Genomic DNA, 18,448 nt, shown 5'->3' with positions numbered 1-18,448 from the left:
GTGGTTGCGACACGAGACGGCCCTGCATGCGGGGCCGTCTTGCTTTCCGGTGTCCGGTCAGCTCCGGGCCAGCGTCTCCGCCGCGTAGGCCTTCAACTTCGTGAGCATGGCCGCGAGCCCGTTCGACCGGGTAGGCGACAGGTGCTTGGCGAGGCCGATCTCCTGGATGAACGAGGGATCGGTGTCGACGATCTCGCGCGCGGGACGGCCGGAGTAGACCCGCAGCACGAGGGCGATCAGGCCGGAGACGATGGCCGAGTCGCTGGCCGCGTCGAAGTGCATCCTCGATGCGTCGCCCGATGGAATCAGCCAGACCATCGACTGGCAGCCGTGCACGCGGTTTTCCTCGGTCTTCCGCTCGTCGGGGAAAGGCGGTAGCTGGCGGCCGAGGTCGATGAGGTACTGGTAACGCTCGGTCCAATCACCGAAGAAGGCGAATTCCTCCGCGATCGCGGCCTGTGCTTCGGTCGCCGTGGCTTCCATCGGGTCGTTCATGCCTTCACCACACTCCAGCGCGTGCCTTGCGCGCCGTCTTCGATCGCGATGCCCCACGCCTTGAGCTGGTCGCGGATGGCGTCCGAGCGGGCGAAATCCTTCGCCGCGCGTGCCGCGCGGCGCTCCTCGAGCAGCGCCTCGATGGCAGCCGCGTCAACAGCCTCGCCCGGGTTGCCCTTGCGGAACCAGTCTTCCGGTTCTTGCTGGAGCAGGCCGAGCAGGGCGGCGCCGCCCAACAGCGCGGCCTTGGCTGGACCGCGTGCCGCGCCGGTGGCCCGACGGGCCGCATCAGCCAGCTGGGATATCTCGGCCAGCGCCTGAGGCGTATTCAGGTCGTCGCAGAGCGTGCTTTCGACGGACTCGGGCACCACCGCCTCACCGGCGTCCACGTCGGCCATGTCGCGCAGGACGCCATACCAGCCGTCGAGCGTGCGCACGGATTGGGTCATCGCGGCCTCGGACCAGTCCAGCGGCTGGCGGTAATGGCCGCGCAGGAGCATGAGGCGCAGCGCCTCGGCGGGGTGCTTGCCGAGCAACTCGTGCAGCTGGAGCACGTTGCCCAGCGACTTGGACATCTTCCGGCCCTCGAACGTGAGCATGCCGTTGTGCAGCCAGTACCGGGCGAAGGTCTTGCCACCATGCGCGCAGACGCTCTGGGCGATCTCGTTCTCGTGGTGCGGGAAGGTGAGATCCACGCCACCGGCATGGATATCGATCGTCTCGCCGAGATGGGCTTCGCTCATGGCGGAGCACTCGATGTGCCAACCCGGGCGGCCGCGGCCCCAGGGACTCTCCCAGCCGGGCTGGCTCGCGTCCGAGGGTTTCCATAGCACGAAGTCGCCGGGACTCTTCTTGTACGGCGCCACTTCGACGCGCGCGCCGGCGAGCAGTTCTTCCGGGTCGCGCCCCGACAAGGCGCCATAGGCGGGAAACGACTCGACGTGGAAAAGCACATGGCCTTCGGCCTCGTACGCGTGGCCACTGGCGATCAGGCGCTCGATCATCGCCACGATCTGCGGGATGTGCGCGGTGGCATGCGGCTCGACATCGGGCGGGGCGACGCCGAGGCGGGCCATGTCGTCGCGGTAGGCCTGGGTATACCGGTCGGTGATCTGCGCGATCGGCACGCCGGCGGCGGCCGCGGCGGCATTGATCTTGTCGTCCACGTCGGTGATGTTCCGGGCGTAGACCAGATTCGGGTAATGCCGGCGGATCAAGCGGGCCAGCACGTCGAAGACCACCGGTGGCCGGGCATTGCCAATGTGGATGTAGTTGTAGACCGTGGGCCCACACACGTACATCGTCACCCGCTGCGGATCGAGGGGGGTGAACGCCTCCATACGGCGTGACAAGGTGTTGTAGAGCGAAATCGGCATCGGGAATCCGTGGACGGGCGCGGCGTGCGGGCCATCCGGAGATGATAGCAAGCCCACTCGAACGGGACGCACGCGCGGGGCCGGAATCGGTTGACACGGGACGTCGTGATTTCACCCGCCGGTTCTAAGCGTGGATTCAGCGTGAACTTGCTGAAATGCTAGCCAGTAGGCGCCATTCGTGCGCCTGGCTGGAGGTTTTCCTAAATGTCTCGCCTGCTCATCCCCGCGCTCATTCTCGCCCTGTTCGCCACCGGCGTCAGTGCCCAGGACGGTCGCTACGTTCCCGGTCCCCCGGGCCCTGGCCCCTCCGCGGGTCCGGACGACAATACCCATTACGGCTGGGCGGACGTCCTGCGCGTCGACCCGGTGTATGGCGTGGCCCGAATCGAGACCCCGCGCCAGGAGTGCTACGACCAGCCCGTCGTTCGCCGTGAGTCCAGCGGCAACAGCACGGCCGGCACCATCCTCGGCGCCGTCGTGGGTGGCGTGCTCGGCAATACCGTCGGCAAGGGTGACGGCCGCAAGGCCGCCACGGTGGTTGGCGCCGTCGCCGGTGGCGCGGTTGGCAACGGCATAGCCCGTAATGGCGACCGCACCTACGAAAGCACCGAAACGCGCTGCCGTGACGTCAGCTCGGTGTCCGAGCAGCGCCGCATCGCCGGCTACGACGTCGAATACCGCTATCGCGGGGAAGTCTACGTCTCCCGCCTGAACTACGACCCGGGCGAGCGCCTGCGCGTCCGGGTCAGCGTGGCGCCGGCGGACTGACCTCCGTCCCGTCGGAACCAAAAAAGGCCGCGAGCGATCGCGGCCTTTTTTGGTTCCGGTGGGAGTCTTTTGGTTCTGGTGGGAGCCGACCTTGTCGGCGATGGGTGCTTGCCCCAAGCTGGCCCGCTGCCGCGGGATCGCCGACAGGGTCGGCTCCCACCAGTGCTCTCCCCAGAGAGACGGGCTTGTTGCGCGCCGCACCAAATCCCGGCATGATCGCGGTTCCACCTTTCCAGACCTAGCCGTGACCCACGCCGTCTACACCGCGATCGTCCTCACCAGCGCCCGTATGGCCGCAGGAATGACCTCGCGTGCTCGTCGACCGTACATCGGACCACTGGCCGGGTAGGCTGTCGCGCGCGTTTCATTCGTACCGACTAAAAACCCGGCCATGTGCCGGGTTTTTTTGTTTTTCATTCCTCTCTCCTTCACGGCCCCGCGGCCACCGACCGAACTGGATTGCCATGACCGTTCGCCACTTCCTTTCCACCCAGGACTACAGTCGCGCCGAGCTCGACGCCCTGCTTGAGCAGGCCGCGGAGTTCAAGCGTTCGCCACAGGGCCAGCAACTGGCCGGCAAGTCGATTGCGCTGATGTTCTTCAACTCGTCCATGCGCACGCGAACGAGCTTCGAGCTGGGTGCCTTCCAGTTGGGTGGTCATGCGGTGGTGCTTTCGCCAGGCAAGGATGCGTGGCCGATCGAGTTCGAAGTCGGTTCGGTGATGGACGGCGATACCGAGGAACATATCGCCGAGGTGGCCCGCGTGCTCTCGCGCTACGTGGATCTCATCGGCGTGCGCGCCTTCCCCAAGTTCGTCGACTGGTCGGTGGATCGGCAGGACAAGGTGCTGGCGGCGTTCGCGCAGTACGCCACCGTGCCGGTGATCAATCTCGAGACGATTACCCACCCGTGCCAGGAACTGGCGCATGCGCTTGCGTTGAGGGAGCACCTGGGCGACCTGCAGAACAGGAAATACGTCCTGACCTGGACCTACCACCCGAAGCCGTTGAACACGGCGGTCGCCAACTCGGCCTTGTTGATCGCGACGAAGATGGGCATGGACGTGACCTTGCTGTGCCCGACGCCGGAATATGTCCTCGACGAGCGATACATGGCATTCGCCAGGAACAACGCCCGCGAGAACGGCGGTTCGCTGCAGGTGTCGCACGATATCGAGGCGGCCTATCGCGGTGCGGATGTGATCTACGCGAAGAGCTGGGGCGCCATTCCCTACTTCGGCCGCTGGGACGAAGAAAAGGCGATCCGCGACGCCAACAAGCATTTCATCGTCGACGAGGCCAAGATGGCGCTGACCAACAACGGTCTTTTCAGCCATTGCCTGCCACTTCGCCGGAACATCAAGGCGACCGATGCGGTGATGGACTCACCGGCCTGCATCGCCATCGACGAGGCCGAGAATCGCCTGCACGTGCAGAAGGCGGTCATGGCTTCGCTCATTTCACAGTCGTCGGGCGTGAAGTCCGGCCTCGGTTTCTGATTCGTCTTTACCGATCGTCCATCGCTTTCCTTCGGAGCCAGCATGTCCAGCAAAGATATCGTCCTCGCCTTCTCGGGCGGCCTCGACACCAGCTTTTGCGTCCCTTACCTCATCGAACGCGGCTATGCGGTGCATACCGTGTTCGTCGACACCGGCGGCGTCTCGTCCGAGGAGCGTGAGTACATCGAGCAGCGTGCCCATGAACTCGGCGCGGCCTCGCACCGTACCGTGGACGCCGCCCAGGCGATCTGGGACAGCTTCGTCACCCCGCTGATCTGGGCCGGGGAGTTCTACCAAGGCCAGTACCCGTTGCTGGTCTCGGATCGCTACCTCATCGTGAAAGCGTCGCTCGAGCGCTGCGACGAACTGGGCACGAAGTTCTTCGCGCACGGTTGCACCGGCATGGGCAACGACCAGGTCCGCTTCGACCTGACCGTGAAGGCGCTGGGCGACTACACCATCGTCGCTCCCATCCGCGAGATCCAGCGCGAGCACACCCAGGTCCGCGCCTACGAGCAGAAGTACCTCGAGGACAAGGGCTTCGAAGTCCGCGCGAAGACCAAGCACTACACCATCAACGAGAACGTGCTCGGTGTGACCATCTCCGGTGGCGAGATCGACGCGTGGGAGATCCCGGGCGACGGTGCCGTGGGTTGGTGCGCGCCGCGTTCCGAATGGCCGTCCGAACCGTTGCGGATCGAGCTGGGCTTCGAGAAGGGCACGGCGGTGTCGCTCGATGGCAAGCCGGCGTCCGGCCCCGAGATCCTCGGTTTCCTCAACCGCGAACTGGCGAAGTATGGCGTCGGCCGCAGCATGTATACCGGCGATACCAACATCGGCCTGAAGGGCCGCATCGTGTTCGAGGCGCCCGCGCTCACGGCGCTGCTGACCGCGCATCGCGCCCTGGAGGAAACGGTGCTCTCCAAGCAGCAGAACCGTTTCAAGCCCGAAATCGGCCGCAAGTGGACGGAGGTGGCGTACGAGGGATTCTTCAACGATCCGGTCAAGGCCGATCTCGAAGCCTTCCTCGTCTCCACCCAGCGCAAGGTCGACGGCAAGGTGATCATCGAGACCCGCGGTGGCACCGTCTACGCGGTGAAGGTGGAGTCCAAGAACATCCTGCAGTCGGCCAAGGCGACCTACGCCCAGGCCGCCGACTGGGGCGTGGCCGAGGCCGAGGGCTTCATCAAGCTCTACGGCATGAGTTCCACGCTCTGGGCGGAAGTCGACCGCGCCAACGGAAACTGATCCGCACCCATGGATACGCTCCTCAAGGACACGCTCACCCATCTGCGCGCGCTGGTCGGCTTCGACACGCGCAACCCGCCACGAACCATCGGCACCGACGGGATCTTCGATTACCTGCGCGCGAACCTTCCGGGCTTCGACGTGCAGGTGACGGATTTCGGTGCCGGTGCCGTGAATCTTTACGCCGTGCGCGGCACGCCCAGGTACCTGTTCAACGTGCACCTGGACACCGTTCCGGATTCCCCGCACTGGACGGCCAGCCCGTTCGAGTTGCGACTGACGGAAGATCGCGCCATCGGCCTGGGCGCCTGCGACATCAAGGGTGCGGCCGCCGCGCTCGTGGCCGTCGCCAATGCCTCGCCGGGCGACATGGCGCTGCTGCTGTCGACCGATGAGGAAGCCAACGATGCCCGTTGCATCGACGGTTTCCTGAAGACGCCGCGCGACTACGAGGCGATCATCGTCGCCGAGCCGACCAAGGGCGAGGCGGTGCTGGCGCATCGGGGCATCCATTCCGTGCAGATGCGATTCCAGGGCAGGGCAGGCCATGCCTCCGGCGAGCAGAAGCCTTCGGACAGCGCGCTGCACCAGGCGATCCGCTGGGGAGCCGCGGCGCTCGACCACGTGCAGGCGCAATCGCACGAACGCTTCGGTGGTCTCACCGGCCTGCGCTTCAACATCGGCAAGGTCGAGGGCGGCATCAAGGCCAACGTGATCGCGCCGACGGCGGATGTCCGTTTCGGCTTCCGTCCGTTGCCGTCGATGGATGCCGATCGCCTGCTTGAAACCTTCCGCACCCTCGTCGAGCCGCATCCTGTCGAGTACGGCGAGACGTTCCGTGGCGATTCGTTACCGGCGGGCGACACCGCCACGGCCGAGACGCGCCGCCTGGCCGCCCGCGACCTCGCCGACGAACTGGGCATCCCCGTGGGCAACGCGGTCGATTTCTGGACCGAATCCGCGTTGTTCTCGAAGGCCGGCTACACCTCCTTCGTCTATGGCCCCGGCGATATCGCGCAGGCGCACAGCGCCGACGAGTGGGTCGCCCTCGACCAACTGGCTCATTACGCCCAGACCATCCATCGGATCGTGGACAGTGGACTCTAATAAACATACCCGCAGAACCATCGTGCGCCTGCTGTCCTCCATGGGCAGCGCACGCGAGATCCAGCAGTACCTGAAGCGCTTTTCGCAACTGGACGCCGCCCGTTTCGCCGTGGTGAAGGTCGGTGGCGCGGTGCTGCGCGACGAACTGCCGGATCTCACTTCCTCGCTGTCCTTCCTGCAGCAGGTGGGCCTCACGCCGATCGTGCTGCATGGTGCCGGTCCGCAGCTGGACGAGGAACTCTCGGCGGCCGGGATCGAAAAGAAGACCGTGAACGGCCTGCGGGTGACTTCGCCGGAGGCGCTGGCGATCGTCCGCCGCGTGTTCCAGGCGCAGAACCTGCGTCTGGTGGAAGCCCTGCAAGAGGCCGACACGCGCGCCACCTCGGTGCCTTCGGGCGTGTTCGCGGCGGACTTCATGGACCAGGAGACCTTCGGTCTCGTAGGCCGCGTGCGCGCCATCAACCTCGCACCGATCGAGGCCAGCCTGCGTGCGGGTTCGATTCCGGTCATCGCCAGCCTGGGCGAGACCGATTCAGGGCAGATCCTCAACATCAACGCCGACTTCGCCGCGAACGAACTGGTCCGGGTGCTGCAGCCATACAAGATCGTGTTCCTGACCGGCACGGGCGGCTTGCTCGACGGCGACGGCAACGTCATCGATTCGATCAACCTCTCGACCGAGTACGAGCAGTTGCTCCAGCAGCCGTGGCTGCACTCGGGCATGCGCCTGAAGATCGAACAGATCAAGGATCTCCTCGACGACCTGCCGCTGACCTCCTCGGTCTCGATCACGAGGCCGGCGGAACTGGCCAAGGAGCTGTTCACGCACAAGGGTTCCGGCACGCTCGTGCGCCGTGGCGAACGCGTGCTCCGCTTCGAGTCGTGGGAGGGTGTCGACCTGGCCCGCATGCGGCAGCTGATCGAGTCGAGCTTCGGCCGTACCCTGGTGGACGACTACTTCGAGCGCACCGACCTCTACCGTCTCTATGTCTCGGAGAACTACCGGGCGGCGATGGTACTGACCAAGGAGGAGGGCTTCGCATACCTGGACAAGTTCGCGGTGCTCGACGAGGCGCAGGGCGAAGGCCTCGGACGCGCCGTATGGCAGGTGATGCGGGATGAGAATCCCAAGCTGTTCTGGCGATCGCGCCACGGCAACGTGATCAACCATTTCTATTACGCGGAGTCGGACGGCTGCTTCAAGCAAGCCCGTTGGAAGGTATTCTGGTACGGCCTGGACAACTTCGTCGACATCGAACGTTGCGTCGCGCATTGCGCCACGCGCGAACCCACCCTGCAGGACTGAACGCTCATGGCCACGAAGACCATCGGCATCGTCGGCGCACGCGGTCATACGGGTGCGGAACTGATCAAGCTCATCGCCAGACACCCGGGACTGGAGCTGGCTTTCGTATCCTCGCGCGAACTGGACGGCCAGCGCCTGGCCGACCATAGCGATGCCTACGAGGGCGAACTCACCTATGACAATCTCGATCCCGCCGCCGTCGCCGCGGCGGCTGCCGACGTCGTGATCCTGGCCTTGCCCAACGGCAAGGCCGCTCCTTACGTGGAGGCGATCGACAAGGCCGCGGTCGCGACGGTGATCGTCGACCTCTCCGCCGACTATCGCTTCGACGAGCGCTGGTACTACGGCTTGCCGGAGTTGTATCGCGACCGCTGGCGCGGTGAAAAGCGCATCAGCAATCCGGGCTGCTACGCCACCGCGATCCAGGTGTCGATCGCACCGGTGAAGGACCTGCTGGCGGCACCGCCGGTCTCGTTCGGCGTGTCCGGCTATTCCGGGGCGGGCACGACGCCATCCGATCGCAACGATCCGGAGAAGCTGCGCGACAACCTGATGCCGTATTCGCTCACCGGGCACATGCACGAGAAGGAAGCCAGCCGTCACCTCGGCCTGCCTGTCGAGTTCATGCCCCACGTGGCGCCGCATTTCCGCGGGCTGACGGTCACCACCAACCTGTATCTCGCCAAGCCGGCGAAGCGCGAGGAGATCGTCCGCCGCTTCGAGGGACGCTTCGAGAAGGAAAAGCTGATCCACGTGGTGGACGAGGCACCGTGGGTGAGCCAGGTGGCTAACAGGCACCACCTCGATGTGGGTGGATTCGCCGTGTCCACCGACGGCCGCCGTGTCGTCGTGGTCGCCACGCTGGACAACCTGTTGAAGGGTGCCGCCACCCAGGCGATGCAAAACGTCAACCGTGCGCTCGGCTTCGACGAACTGACCGCCATTCCGCTCTGAGCCAAAGGAAAATCATCATGACCCAGCCGCTCTGGCAGAAATCCGACACCCAGGTGGACGCGCGCATCATGCGCTTCCTCGCCGGTAACGACGTCGTGCTCGACCGTGAGTTCTTCCTGCACGACATCACGGCGAGCAAGGCGCACGTGGAGGGTCTCGCCAATATCGGGGTGGTCTCCACGCAGGAGCGCGATGCGTTGCTGCGCGAGCTCGACATCCTCGCGGCCGACTTCTCGGCGGGCACCTTCGTCCTCGATGAGCGTTTCGAGGATGGCCACTCGGCGATCGAGGCACGCCTGACCGAACGCCTCGGCGACGCGGGGCGGCGCGTTCATACCGGGCGAAGCCGTAACGACCAGATCCTGGTCGCCACCCGCCTGTGGCTCAAGGAGAAGCTGGCAACGCTGGAGGCACTCTGCCGCCGCGTCGCCGGGGTCTGCCTCGAACGTGCCGCGGGCGAGTCGCTGCCGATGCCGGGCTATACGCACATCCAGCGCGCCGTGGTGTCGTCGACCGGGATGTGGTTCGCCGCGTTCGCGGAGGCCTTCATCGACAATACGTTGCGGGCCCGCCAGGCGCTGGAACTGATCGATGCCAATCCACTCGGCACGGCGGCGGGGTACGGGGTGAACATCGCTCTCGACCGCGCGCATACGACCGCGGCCCTCGGCTTCGGACGGATGCAGGTCTCGCCGATCTATGCGCAGCTGTCGCGCGGCAAATTCGAGATGGCCGCGCTCGACGCCGTCGGTACCGCGCTGCTCGATACGCGTCGCCTCGCGTGGGATCTCTCGCTCTTCACCACGGCGGAGTTCGATTTCGTGAAGCTGCCGGCTGAGTACACCACCGGCTCCTCGATCATGCCGAACAAGCGCAACCCGGACGTCGTGGAGTTGCTGCGTGCCAGCTACGCCAGCGTGGCCGCGGCGCGCACCGAGATCGAGCAGCTGTTGTCGTTGCCTTCCGGCTACCAGCGCGACCTGCAGCTTTCGAAGGGTTCGCTGTTCCATGGTTTCTCCATGGGGCTGGGCGCACTCGAGCTGCTGCCGGACATGCTCGCCCGCTTCGAATGGAAGGCGGACAGGATGCGTGCGGCCATCGAGCCGGCGATGTATGCCACCGACGTGGCGATCGAGCAGGCGGCGGCCGGCGTGCCCTTCCGCGACGCGTACCGGGCCGCGGCGGAAACCGCGGCTTCGGCGGGGGAAGGGCGCACGCCTGAATCGAGTCTCGCGGCGAGGACCTCGCCGGGAGCGGGTAACGCTTTGATGCTGGATATGTTGCGGGCGCGGTTGGCCGCCTTGGCGGGCTGAGCGCGGCCATCGCCGACCCTGTCGGCGATAACAAGGGTGCGAATCATGACCAGGTCGACCGGCTTCACCGAACAAGCGCTGCCTCCCTGGCGCCGTGCCGTCCTCAAGGTCGGCAGCAGCCTGCTGACCGCGCCGGGTGGCGCGCTCACCGGTACGTATGCCGAGGCACTGGCGGCCTTCGTCGCCCGCAGTCGCGAGGCCGGCCGCGAAGTCGTCATCGTCTCCTCCGGCGCGGTGGCGGCGGGACGCGGCCTCGCCACGCCCGAGCGCGGCGCGGGGCTTGCCGGAAGGCAGGCGTTGGCCGCGCTGGGCCAGACGCGGCTGATCGCCCTCTGGCAGGGTTTCTTCACCGCCCCCGTCGCCCAGGTCCTGCTCACCCACGACGACCTGCGCAATCGCCGTCGTTATCTCAACGCCCGCTCGACGTTGCGGGAACTCCTCGCCCTTGGCACGATCCCGGTCATCAACGAGAACGACACCGTCGCCGTCGACGAACTCAAGCTCGGCGACAACGACAACCTCGCCGCCATCGTTGCCGCCCTCGTCGACGCCGACCTCTTGCTGGTCGCCTCCGACATCGGCGGCCTATACACGGCCAATCCCCGCACCGATCCGGACGCACGGCCTGTCGACGATGTCGCCGAGGTCACGCCCGGCCACTTGGCCAGTGCGGGTGGCGCGGGCAGTGCCGCGGGTACCGGAGGCATGCGGACGAAGCTGGAGGCAGCGATCAAGGCCGCGGCGGCCGGTATCGAGACCGTCGTGTTCGATGGCCGCGATGTCGCCTGCGTGGGCCGCCTGGCGTCGGGCGTGCTCACGGGGACCCGTCTGCGCGCGCCGCGAAGCCGCCTTGCCGCGCGCAAGTACTGGCTGCGGCATACCCCCGCCGGAGGCCGCATCGTCGTGGATGGCGGTGCCGCGGACGCACTTCGCTCGCGTGGTGCGTCGTTGTTGCCGGGCGGTGTCGTGGGTGCCGAAGGCGAGTTCGCACGAGGCGATGTCGTCGAGATCGGTGATGGCCACACCGTGTTCGCGCGAGGTATCTCGCAATATGCCGCCGGCGATGTCCGACGCATCGCCCGGCGCCATACGCGGGAGATCGACGGCGTGCTCGGCTACAGTTACGGCGAGAGCGTCGTGCACCGCGATGATCTCGTTGTTTTCCCCGAATGAGCGAGGTCGTCATGCCATCCTCCCTGCGTGAACGTGCCATCGGCTGCCGGGACGCCGCCGCCGTGGTGGCTGGCCTGGATACGGCGGCGAAGCGGCGCCTGCTTCACCGGATGGCCGATGCATTGGCTGCCGATGCGGCCCTCGTCATCGCCGCGAATCGACGCGACATGGACGCGGCGGTGGCGAACGCGACGAGCGGCGCGATGCTCGATCGCCTGCGCCTGGACGAAGGCCGTGTCGACGCCATCGTCGGCGCCATCCGCGAGGTGGCCACGTTGCCCGACCCCGTTGGCGTGATCACCCGTCGCGAAACACGGCCCAACGGCATCGTCGTCGAGCGCGAACGCATCCCGCTGGGCGTGATCGCCATGATCTACGAAGCCCGTCCCAACGTCACCGCGGATGCCGCCGCCCTGTGCCTCATGGCGGGCAACGCAGTGATCCTGCGTGGCGGATCGGATGCCATGCATTCGAACGTGGCGATCGCCACCGCCTTGTGCCGCGCGTTGCGCGAGGAGGGCGTGCCCGAGTCCGCATTGACACTCCTGGATGATCCACGCCGCGAAACGATGGTGGAACTCCTCCAGCTCACCGATATCGTCGACCTGGCCATTCCGCGTGGCGGCGAGGGGCTGATCCGCTTCGTTGCCGAGCATGCCCGCGTGCCCGTCATCAAGCACTACAAGGGGGTCTGCCATCTTTACGTCGACGTGGATGCAGACCAGGACCTTGCGTTGCGCCTGCTCATGGATGGCAAGACGACGCGGCCCGGCGTATGCAACGCGCTGGAAACGATGCTGGTTCACCGCGATGTCGCCGCCTCGTTCCTGCCGCGCGCTATCGCGCGCCTGCGTGAGCGGGGAGTCGAAGTACGCGGCGACGACGGTGTCCGCGCCGTGGTGGCCGATGTCGCCACCGCGAGTGAAGACGACTACGCCGCCGAATTCCTCGACCTGATTATCGCGGTCCGTGTCGTCGATGACGTGGAGCAGGCGATCGCGCATATACGTCGCTACGGTTCCGATCACACCGAAGTGATCGCGACACGCGACGAGGCCACCGCTGAACGCTTCGTGCATTCGCTTCGCTCGGCGGTCGTCATGGTCAACGCGTCGTCGCGCTTCAGCGACGGCGGCGAACTCGGCCTCGGTACGGAGATCGGTATCTCCACCACCCGTCTGCATGCCTATGGCCCGATGGGTGCCGAATCGCTCACCGTCGAGCGATTCGTGGTGCGGGGAGAAGGGCAGGTGAGGCATCCTGCGTAGGCTTCCGCCAGTAGGGCGCTAACCCGGTCGCCCAAGCTCCGCGCGAATGCGTTCGGACACATCCATCATCGCGTACCACGCGCGCTCGATGGCATCCGCCAGCGCATCCCGGTCCAGCGCGACCGTCTCCGCGCGCCCGCCTTCATCGGGCGTGTATTCGATCAGCACGCGCTCGCCATCGATCCATGCCTGTTCCCCCGCGAGGAACAAGGGATCCTCGAAGCTGCCCATGCCGGGTTCCAACGGCATGGCGAAGGCGGTGCGCGCATCGCGCGGAGCGTCGCGCAGGAGTTCCATGGCGCGTGGGAATGAGCCGTCCTCTTCGTCCAGTTCCAGGTTGACGCGGTCGAGCCGCGGGCCCGCGAACAGCTCCACCGTTCCCATGAAGATGGCATGCGTGGCATAGCCGTCCAGCCGTACGCGCGGCTGCTTCAAGACCTCGCGAAGCGCGGCGACATAGCGATCGCAGGTTTCCGGATGTTCGCGCAGCCATCGACTGCTGACGTCGTCGATGGCGGTCTCGTAGCCGTTGGCCTTCGCCTTGATGCCGGGATGGCTGAGACCGTCGGGGCGTTCCGGCAGCGCCACGGGGAGACCGCCGGCCTTCAGCCCAAGCAGGACCCGGCCCGGCACGACGCGAAGCCAGTGCGTGACGCCCTGCACCGCGAATCCGGCGCCGCGTTCGCTGTAGGGCGAGGGGTAGATATCGCTTTCACTCATGCCTGCGAGCGCCATGCTTCGATGACTTCGACGGCACCCAGGCAATCCGAGTAGCGGTTGTAGAGCGGCGTGGGCGAGAGGCGTATCACGTCCGGTTCGCGCCAGTCGCCGATGACGCCACGTCCTTCCAGGTATTCGAACAACGCGCGTCCCGCGTCGCGCCCGGCGCGCACGCGCACCGACAATTGCGCGCCGCGCTGCGCCGGGTCGTTGGGAGTGACGATGTCCAGCGTGTCATCGAGGCGCGAACGAATCAGCCAGTCGAGGTAGGTGGTGAGCCGGCGGCTTTTTTCGACGAGACGCGGCATGCCCGCGCGACGGAATACGTCCAGCGAGGCACGCAACGGCGCGAGCGCCAGGATGGGCGGGTTGGAGATCTGCCAACCGTCCGCGCCCGGTGTGGGAACGAAGTGCGGGCCCATCTTGAAGCGCGTGTGCTTGTCGTGGCCCCACCAGCCCGCGAAGCGCGGCACGTCCGCATGGGCATGCCGATCGTGGACGAAACAGCCGGCGACCGCGCCAGGTCCCGCGTTGAGATATTTGTACGTGCACCACACGGCGAAGTCCGCACCGCTGTCGTGCAGTGCCAGTGGCAGGTTGCCGACGGCGTGGGCGAGGTCGAAACCGACGACGCAGCCGCGTGCATGGCCGAGACGCACGATGCGCGCGAGGTCGAAGACCTGCCCGGTGCGGTACTGCACGCCAGGCAACACGATCAAGGCGATCCGATGACCGTGTTCGGCGATGGCGCGTTCGATCGCCGCCATCGACAGCGTGCCGCCGGTGCCGTCGGCCTCGAGTTCGATCAGGTCGGTGGACGGATCGAAGCCGTGAAAGCGCACCTGCGACTCCAGGGCGTAACGATCGGTAGGGAAGGCGCCGGCTTCCATCAGGATCGCCGGGCGCGCGGCCGTGGGACGGTAGAAGCTGACCAGCATGAGGTGCAGGTTCACGCCCAGGGAGTTCATCGCGACCACTTCATGCGGTTGCGCACCGACCACGTCGGCCATCGCGTCACGCACGTACTCGTGGTAGTGCATCCACGGCGAGCGTCCGCGGAAATGGGCTTCCACCGCAAGCCCGGACCAGTCCGCGAGTTCCGCCTCGATCGCGGCGCGCACGCCCTTCGGTTGCAGGCCGAGCGAATTGCCACAGAAATACAGGGTGTCGCGTCCCTCGTGCTGCGGAATGTGGAAGTCCGCGCGGAAGTCGCGCAGCGGGTCGGCGGCGTCCTGGGCTTCGGCCCACGCGCGCGTCGCTTCGAAAGCAATCATGGAGAAAATCCTGGAGTCAGGAAGGCATGCGGGCGGCCACATCGGCGCAACCCTTGTCGAACGCCGCGCTGAATTTCGCATCGCCGGCAGGACGGATGCAGCGCAACTGGATCGCGTAGCCCTTGCTATAGAAGTAGCGCTCGAAGTAGTCGAGCTTCACCGCCCCTTCCTTCGCCGTGTAGACGTTCTCGGTCGGCGAGTTCGCCTTGCCCGGTGCGTACTCCGGTAGCGCCGTGGCATGGCTGCGCAGGTTGCCGGAGAACTGCTGGAAACCGTTGAGGTTGGGCACCTTCTGCACGGCGATCGAGACGCGGGCGAGGGTCGCGTCGGCGGCGCTCGAGCCGGGCACCTGGAATACCTGGGTTTCCTTCTCGCCTTCGGACTGCATGATCGGGACCCAGCCATCGGGCACGGGGAAGCGGATGTCGCCGCCGGCCATGGAAACGTCGGTCGCGCCGAGGGCGGGGCTCGCCAGCACGGCGGCGATCAGGAGGGCACGCAAAGGGCGGTTCACGATGAAGGGTCCCTGGAGATGGCGGCGCTGCCGCGTTACCAGCGGCATTCTTGCACAGCGGCCGTGGGCTTATGGTCCAGGCGCTGTGCTCCAGGTCACGCCACGGCGGCTACCGCCTGGAAACGCGTCTTGGGCACGCCGAGCCATTCCAGGGCGGTGCCGTGGAACAGGCGCGCGCGCGCGGCATCGTCGAGGCGCAGGGCTTCGATCCCGCTGCCGGGCTCCTGCTCGCCCAGCGGGAAGGGATAGTCCGTGCCGAGCATCACCCGGTCCGTGCCGGCGGTCTGCAGCAGGTAGCGCAGCGCGGCGTCGTCGTGCACGCAGGAGTCGAAGTAGAGGCGCGACATGTACTCGCGCGGGTTGCGTGCGTTGTCGGTGGCGACGAGGTCCGGCCGCATGCGGAAACCGTGCTCGATGCGGCCGATGGAATACGGAAAACTGCCGCCGCCGTGGGCCAGCATGATCTTCAGTTCGGGCAAGCGCTCCAGCACGCCGCCGAAGATCAGTGCACAGGCCGCGCGCGATTGTTCCGCCGGCATGCCGACGAGCCATGGCAGCCAGTACTTGGGCATCGAATCGGCCCCCATCATGTCCCAGGGATGGACCAGGATCGCCGCGCCCAGGTCGGCCGCCGCTTCGAAGAAGGGGAGCAGCTCCGGCGCGTCGAGGTTCCACTCGTTGCAATGTGAACCGATCTGCACGCCCTGTAAGCCAAGTTCGTCGATGCAGCGCTCCAGTTCGCGGATGGCCAGGGCGGGGGACTGCAAGGGCACCGTGCCGATGCCGGCGTAGTGGCGCGGGTGTGCTTCGCACACGGCGGCCATGGCGTCGTTGAGGTGGGTGTGTAACTCGAGTGCCTGGTGGCCCTTGGCCCAGTAGCAGAACATCACCGGCACGGTGGAAACGACCTGCACGCCGACGCCGAAGCGTGCGTAGTCGGCGATGCGGTGCTCCGGATCGAACGCCGAATCCCACACTTCACGGAAAAACTTGCCGTCCTTGTAGATCCGGTGGTGACCACCGGAATGGGTCATCACGGGAAAGCGATCGTCCCCGTGGCGGGTGGCCAGATCGGGCCAGTCGCGGGGCAGGATGTGTGCGTGGGTATCGATCTTGAGCATGCGGCCGAGTGTAGCGCCGGGGGCGTTACAGGGCCTCTCGCGGTGCAGCAAGTGACTTCGGCGGGCGACGGCCTTGTGGGAGCCGCTTCAGCGGCGATCAGACCGGGGCCGTGCTTCGCCGGTTGACCACATGCGCGATCGTGTCGACATTGTCCGCCAGGCGATCCGTCAGGCGTGCCACGGCGTCGGCCAGTTCGCGTTCCTTCACCCGCGACAGCGCTTCCACCAGCGCGCGCTGGTGCTCGCGCAGGCCAGGGGGCATGGCGATGGCTTCCACCCGGGTCAGTGCCCCTGACTGCGCCCGCAGGGCCACGGAAGCTTCATGGATGAACGGGCCGACGTGCACCCATGCATCCGGGACCTCGTCGGCGTCGATCAAGGCCTCCAGGCTCATTGCCGTGCGGGCGAGGCGGTTCCCGTTGGCATAGAGCGTTTCCGCCAGTTCCAGCAGTACCGCGGGTGTGCCGGGTTCGGCGCGCATGCGGTCCAGCGATGCCTGGGCGTTGGTGCGTGCGGTGCGCGTGCCCATGCGCACTTCGTGGCGGGTGCCGCGGTCGGCGGGCGCCACCAGGGCATCGAGGTAATCGGCGTAGGCGCAGAGCATCTCCGAAAGGGCGCTTCGCGCGCGATGCCGCTCCCACGAAGGCCAGAGTACATAAGCGATCAGGGCCAGGCCGCTGCCCAACGCCGTGTTGAGCACGCGGTCGGACATCGCCGAGAACGGGTCCACTCCCTCGAAGGAGAGCAGGACGACCACCGTGCCCGTGAGCGCCGCGACGGCGATGCCGTAGTGGGCGCCGGCGAGGTAACGGAAAGCCACGCAAAGCACGCCCATCACCGCGATGTGCGCCCAGGCCACGTCGGGGGTGAGGCGGAGCACGAACGTGGTCAGCATGAGGCCGAGTACCGTGCCCACCACACGCAGCAGCCCGAAATTGAAGGTGGCCGCGAAGTCCGGACGGAGCACGATGGCAGCCGTCATCGGCAACCAGTAGCCGTGCGGCAAGGCGTAATAGCGTGATACGGCGAAGGCCAGGGTGAGCACGACGGCGCAGCGCACCGCGTGGCGGAAGGCCACCGAGCCGCGGGTCAGGTTGGCACGCAGGGTGGACAGCGCGGAGGCGCTGCGCAAGGTTTCCGGCAGCGCCGTTTCGGCGCGCTGCGCGCGCTCCTCACCACGCGATCCGGCCCAGTTCGTGTTGCGGACCACGGCGGCGAGCTGGCCCGAAAGTGCCTGGATATGGACACCGAGGCCCATGCCGGTGGAGCCGGCGAGCAAGGCCCGTTCACTCGCCTGCAGGGTGGCCAGCGCGCGTTCCGCACGTTGCGGGGGTTCGGCGGCGTCCAGTGCGTCGGCGGTCGCGAGCAGCACCCGTGCCGCGTCGTTGCGGAACATTTCCCCCATGCCGTCACGGCGCGTTTCCAGTTCCGCCATGGCGATCAATTCCAGGCGGATGCGCTCGGCCAGTTCCAGTAGCACGCGGAAGGCTTCCATCGCACGGCCGCGCGCATGGTGACGGCCGAGCAGGGTGCTCTGCAGGGCGTTCATGGCATCGGTGAGGCCCGGTGCCTCGCCGTCCTTCTGCGGTTTGCGGGCGAGGTCGGCGAGACCGCGGTAGACGGTGGCCAGGGCGAGGCGTTCAGGACGGTAGCGTTGCAACGGCCACGCCGCGATAGAAAACACGGCCAGCAGCATGCCGCCGGAAAAGATGAGGCCGCCGCCCGCCATCGATCCGGCGAGATCCTTCGGCGTGGCCGCGGTGATGACGAGCAGCAGCATGCTGGTCATGCCCACGCGGGCGATATCCGGGCCGAACACGACGAGCATGCCGCCGAAGAATCCGCACACCGCGCAGGCGACGCACATCGGCAGGATCCAGTCGCCGATGAGGAAGCCGACGAGGGAGGCGGCACCGGCCGCCAGTGCAGCGAGGAAAAGGCGGCTCAGGCGTTGCTGGTACGGACCGGGCTGATCCGAGAACATCGTGTCGAGGGCGCCGGCTGCGATACCGATACCGACCTGTGGATAGCCCAGCCACATGCCGAGGGCCAGCGGCAACACCACTGCGGCGGTATTGCGCAGGGCGACCCGCAGGGGAACGTCGGGCCGTTTCGTGCGGATCAGCGTGTCGATGACGCTGGCACGGAGCGAATAGCCGTTGCTCATGGCGTGTCTTGCTGGCGGGCGGTGTGGGGGGGGGGGGGGGGGCGGGGCGCCCCGCGCCCCCCGCCGGCGCCCCGACCGCCGCCCCCCCCCCCCCCCGGCGGCGGCGTGACCCTCGCCGACAGCGCGGGGGGGGGGGGTTTGGCGC

17 protein-coding genes are annotated in these 18,448 nt (G+C 66.9%); 9 read left to right on the top strand and 8 right to left on the bottom strand.

Features of this window, described 5'->3' with window-relative positions:
* Positions 1-57 precede the first annotated feature (57 nt).
* Positions 58-495, bottom strand: coding sequence for a SufE family protein (locus J2T07_RS16285; protein ID WP_306851300.1), 438 nt, complete (start codon positions 493-495; stop codon positions 58-60).
* On the bottom strand, positions 492-1,871 hold the full coding sequence (gene cysS, locus J2T07_RS16280; RefSeq protein WP_306851299.1) for a cysteine--tRNA ligase: 1,380 nt from the start codon (positions 1,869-1,871) through the stop codon (positions 492-494). The genes J2T07_RS16285 and cysS overlap by 4 nt, the downstream gene beginning before the upstream one ends.
* Positions 1,872-2,075: 204 nt before the next feature.
* On the opposite strand from cysS, the gene J2T07_RS16275 reads away from it, so the two are divergent.
* A complete protein-coding gene (locus tag J2T07_RS16275) occupies positions 2,076-2,639 on the top strand; it encodes a glycine zipper 2TM domain-containing protein (protein WP_306851298.1) in 564 nt (187 codons plus the stop codon).
* Between the two features lie 258 nt (positions 2,640-2,897).
* On the opposite strand, the gene J2T07_RS16270 is transcribed toward J2T07_RS16275, so the two are convergent.
* Entirely contained in the window at positions 2,898-3,056 is a 159-nt protein-coding gene (locus J2T07_RS16270) for a hypothetical protein (protein WP_306851296.1), read from the bottom strand.
* Positions 3,057-3,103: 47 nt separating this feature from the next.
* On the opposite strand from J2T07_RS16270, the gene J2T07_RS16265 reads away from it, so the two are divergent.
* The 8 genes from J2T07_RS16265 to J2T07_RS16230 are packed head-to-tail and all read left to right on the top strand — an operon-like array spanning position 3,104 to position 12,507.
* Positions 3,104-4,138, top strand: a complete 1,035-nt coding sequence (locus J2T07_RS16265; protein WP_306851294.1) for an N-acetylornithine carbamoyltransferase — start codon at positions 3,104-3,106, stop codon at positions 4,136-4,138.
* Between the two features lie 42 nt (positions 4,139-4,180).
* Positions 4,181-5,386 carry an argininosuccinate synthase gene (locus tag J2T07_RS16260; protein ID WP_306851292.1) on the top strand — a complete coding sequence of 402 codons (1,206 nt, stop codon included), beginning with the start codon at positions 4,181-4,183 and terminating at the stop codon, positions 5,384-5,386.
* Positions 5,387-5,395: 9 nt separating this feature from the next.
* Positions 5,396-6,493, top strand: a complete 1,098-nt coding sequence (locus J2T07_RS16255; RefSeq protein ID WP_306851290.1) for an acetylornithine deacetylase — start codon at positions 5,396-5,398, stop codon at positions 6,491-6,493.
* Entirely contained in the window at positions 6,483-7,799 is a 1,317-nt protein-coding gene (locus tag J2T07_RS16250; RefSeq protein ID WP_306851288.1) for an acetylglutamate kinase, read from the top strand. The genes J2T07_RS16255 and J2T07_RS16250 overlap by 11 nt, the downstream gene beginning before the upstream one ends.
* 6 nt (positions 7,800-7,805) lie before the next feature.
* On the top strand, positions 7,806-8,753 hold the full coding sequence (argC, locus tag J2T07_RS16245) for an N-acetyl-gamma-glutamyl-phosphate reductase (protein WP_306851286.1): 948 nt from the start codon (positions 7,806-7,808) through the stop codon (positions 8,751-8,753).
* Between the two features lie 17 nt (positions 8,754-8,770).
* Complete coding sequence (locus tag J2T07_RS16240; protein ID WP_306851283.1) at positions 8,771-10,066, top strand: argininosuccinate lyase; 1,296 nt, start codon at positions 8,771-8,773, stop codon at positions 10,064-10,066.
* 45 nt (positions 10,067-10,111) lie between these two features.
* The gene (gene proB, locus J2T07_RS16235) at positions 10,112-11,239 is read left to right on the top strand and encodes a glutamate 5-kinase (protein WP_306851281.1); all 1,128 of its coding nucleotides are present in this window, start codon (positions 10,112-10,114) and stop codon (positions 11,237-11,239) included.
* 11 nt (positions 11,240-11,250) lie between these two features.
* Entirely contained in the window at positions 11,251-12,507 is a 1,257-nt protein-coding gene (locus tag J2T07_RS16230; RefSeq protein WP_306851279.1) for a glutamate-5-semialdehyde dehydrogenase, read from the top strand.
* 18 nt (positions 12,508-12,525) lie between these two features.
* Here the strand turns inward: J2T07_RS16230 and J2T07_RS16225 are convergent, their stop codons facing one another.
* From J2T07_RS16225 to J2T07_RS16205, 5 genes are all read right to left on the bottom strand, one after another.
* Entirely contained in the window at positions 12,526-13,227 is a 702-nt protein-coding gene (locus J2T07_RS16225; protein ID WP_306851277.1) for a hypothetical protein, read from the bottom strand.
* The gene (kynU, locus tag J2T07_RS16220; RefSeq protein WP_306851274.1) at positions 13,224-14,501 is read right to left on the bottom strand and encodes a kynureninase; all 1,278 of its coding nucleotides are present in this window, start codon (positions 14,499-14,501) and stop codon (positions 13,224-13,226) included. Before kynU ends, J2T07_RS16225 begins: the two co-directional genes overlap by 4 nt.
* Before the next feature lie 16 nt (positions 14,502-14,517).
* Complete coding sequence (locus J2T07_RS16215) at positions 14,518-15,015, bottom strand: hypothetical protein (protein WP_306851273.1); 498 nt, start codon at positions 15,013-15,015, stop codon at positions 14,518-14,520.
* A gap of 95 nt (positions 15,016-15,110) precedes the next feature.
* Positions 15,111-16,136 (bottom strand): amidohydrolase family protein, encoded by a 1,026-nt coding sequence (locus tag J2T07_RS16210; protein WP_306851270.1) that lies wholly within the window; start codon positions 16,134-16,136, stop codon positions 15,111-15,113.
* A gap of 97 nt (positions 16,137-16,233) precedes the next feature.
* Positions 16,234-18,303 carry an FUSC family protein gene (locus tag J2T07_RS16205; protein ID WP_306851268.1) on the bottom strand — a complete coding sequence of 690 codons (2,070 nt, stop codon included), beginning with the start codon at positions 18,301-18,303 and terminating at the stop codon, positions 16,234-16,236.
* Between the last annotated feature and the right edge of the window lie 145 nt (positions 18,304-18,448).

The organism is Luteibacter jiangsuensis (assembly GCF_030812295.1).
Classification (GTDB): Bacteria; Pseudomonadota; Gammaproteobacteria; order Xanthomonadales; family Rhodanobacteraceae; genus Luteibacter; species Luteibacter jiangsuensis_A.
The sequence above is the reverse complement of the archived record's forward strand: the minus strand, read 5'-3'. Positions and strand labels throughout refer to the sequence as shown.

What these genes read in the sequence shown, in the direction of transcription:
- J2T07_RS16285 (WP_306851300.1), bottom strand. Translation starts at nt 495, where the DNA reads ATGAACGACCCGATGGAAGCCACGGCGACCGAAGCACAGGCCGCGATC.
- cysS (WP_306851299.1), bottom strand. Translation starts at nt 1,871, where the DNA reads ATGCCGATTTCGCTCTACAACACCTTGTCACGCCGTATGGAGGCGTTC.
- J2T07_RS16275 (WP_306851298.1), top strand. Translation starts at nt 2,076, where the DNA reads ATGTCTCGCCTGCTCATCCCCGCGCTCATTCTCGCCCTGTTCGCCACC.
- J2T07_RS16270 (WP_306851296.1), bottom strand. Translation starts at nt 3,056, where the DNA reads ATGAAAAACAAAAAAACCCGGCACATGGCCGGGTTTTTAGTCGGTACG.
- J2T07_RS16265 (WP_306851294.1), top strand. Translation starts at nt 3,104, where the DNA reads ATGACCGTTCGCCACTTCCTTTCCACCCAGGACTACAGTCGCGCCGAG.
- J2T07_RS16260 (WP_306851292.1), top strand. Translation starts at nt 4,181, where the DNA reads ATGTCCAGCAAAGATATCGTCCTCGCCTTCTCGGGCGGCCTCGACACC.
- J2T07_RS16255 (WP_306851290.1), top strand. Translation starts at nt 5,396, where the DNA reads ATGGATACGCTCCTCAAGGACACGCTCACCCATCTGCGCGCGCTGGTC.
- argC (WP_306851286.1), top strand. Translation starts at nt 7,806, where the DNA reads ATGGCCACGAAGACCATCGGCATCGTCGGCGCACGCGGTCATACGGGT.
- J2T07_RS16240 (WP_306851283.1), top strand. Translation starts at nt 8,771, where the DNA reads ATGACCCAGCCGCTCTGGCAGAAATCCGACACCCAGGTGGACGCGCGC.
- proB (WP_306851281.1), top strand. Translation starts at nt 10,112, where the DNA reads ATGACCAGGTCGACCGGCTTCACCGAACAAGCGCTGCCTCCCTGGCGC.
- J2T07_RS16230 (WP_306851279.1), top strand. Translation starts at nt 11,251, where the DNA reads ATGCCATCCTCCCTGCGTGAACGTGCCATCGGCTGCCGGGACGCCGCC.
- J2T07_RS16225 (WP_306851277.1), bottom strand. Translation starts at nt 13,227, where the DNA reads ATGAGTGAAAGCGATATCTACCCCTCGCCCTACAGCGAACGCGGCGCC.
- kynU (WP_306851274.1), bottom strand. Translation starts at nt 14,501, where the DNA reads ATGATTGCTTTCGAAGCGACGCGCGCGTGGGCCGAAGCCCAGGACGCC.
- J2T07_RS16210 (WP_306851270.1), bottom strand. Translation starts at nt 16,136, where the DNA reads ATGCTCAAGATCGATACCCACGCACACATCCTGCCCCGCGACTGGCCC.
- J2T07_RS16205 (WP_306851268.1), bottom strand. Translation starts at nt 18,303, where the DNA reads ATGAGCAACGGCTATTCGCTCCGTGCCAGCGTCATCGACACGCTGATC.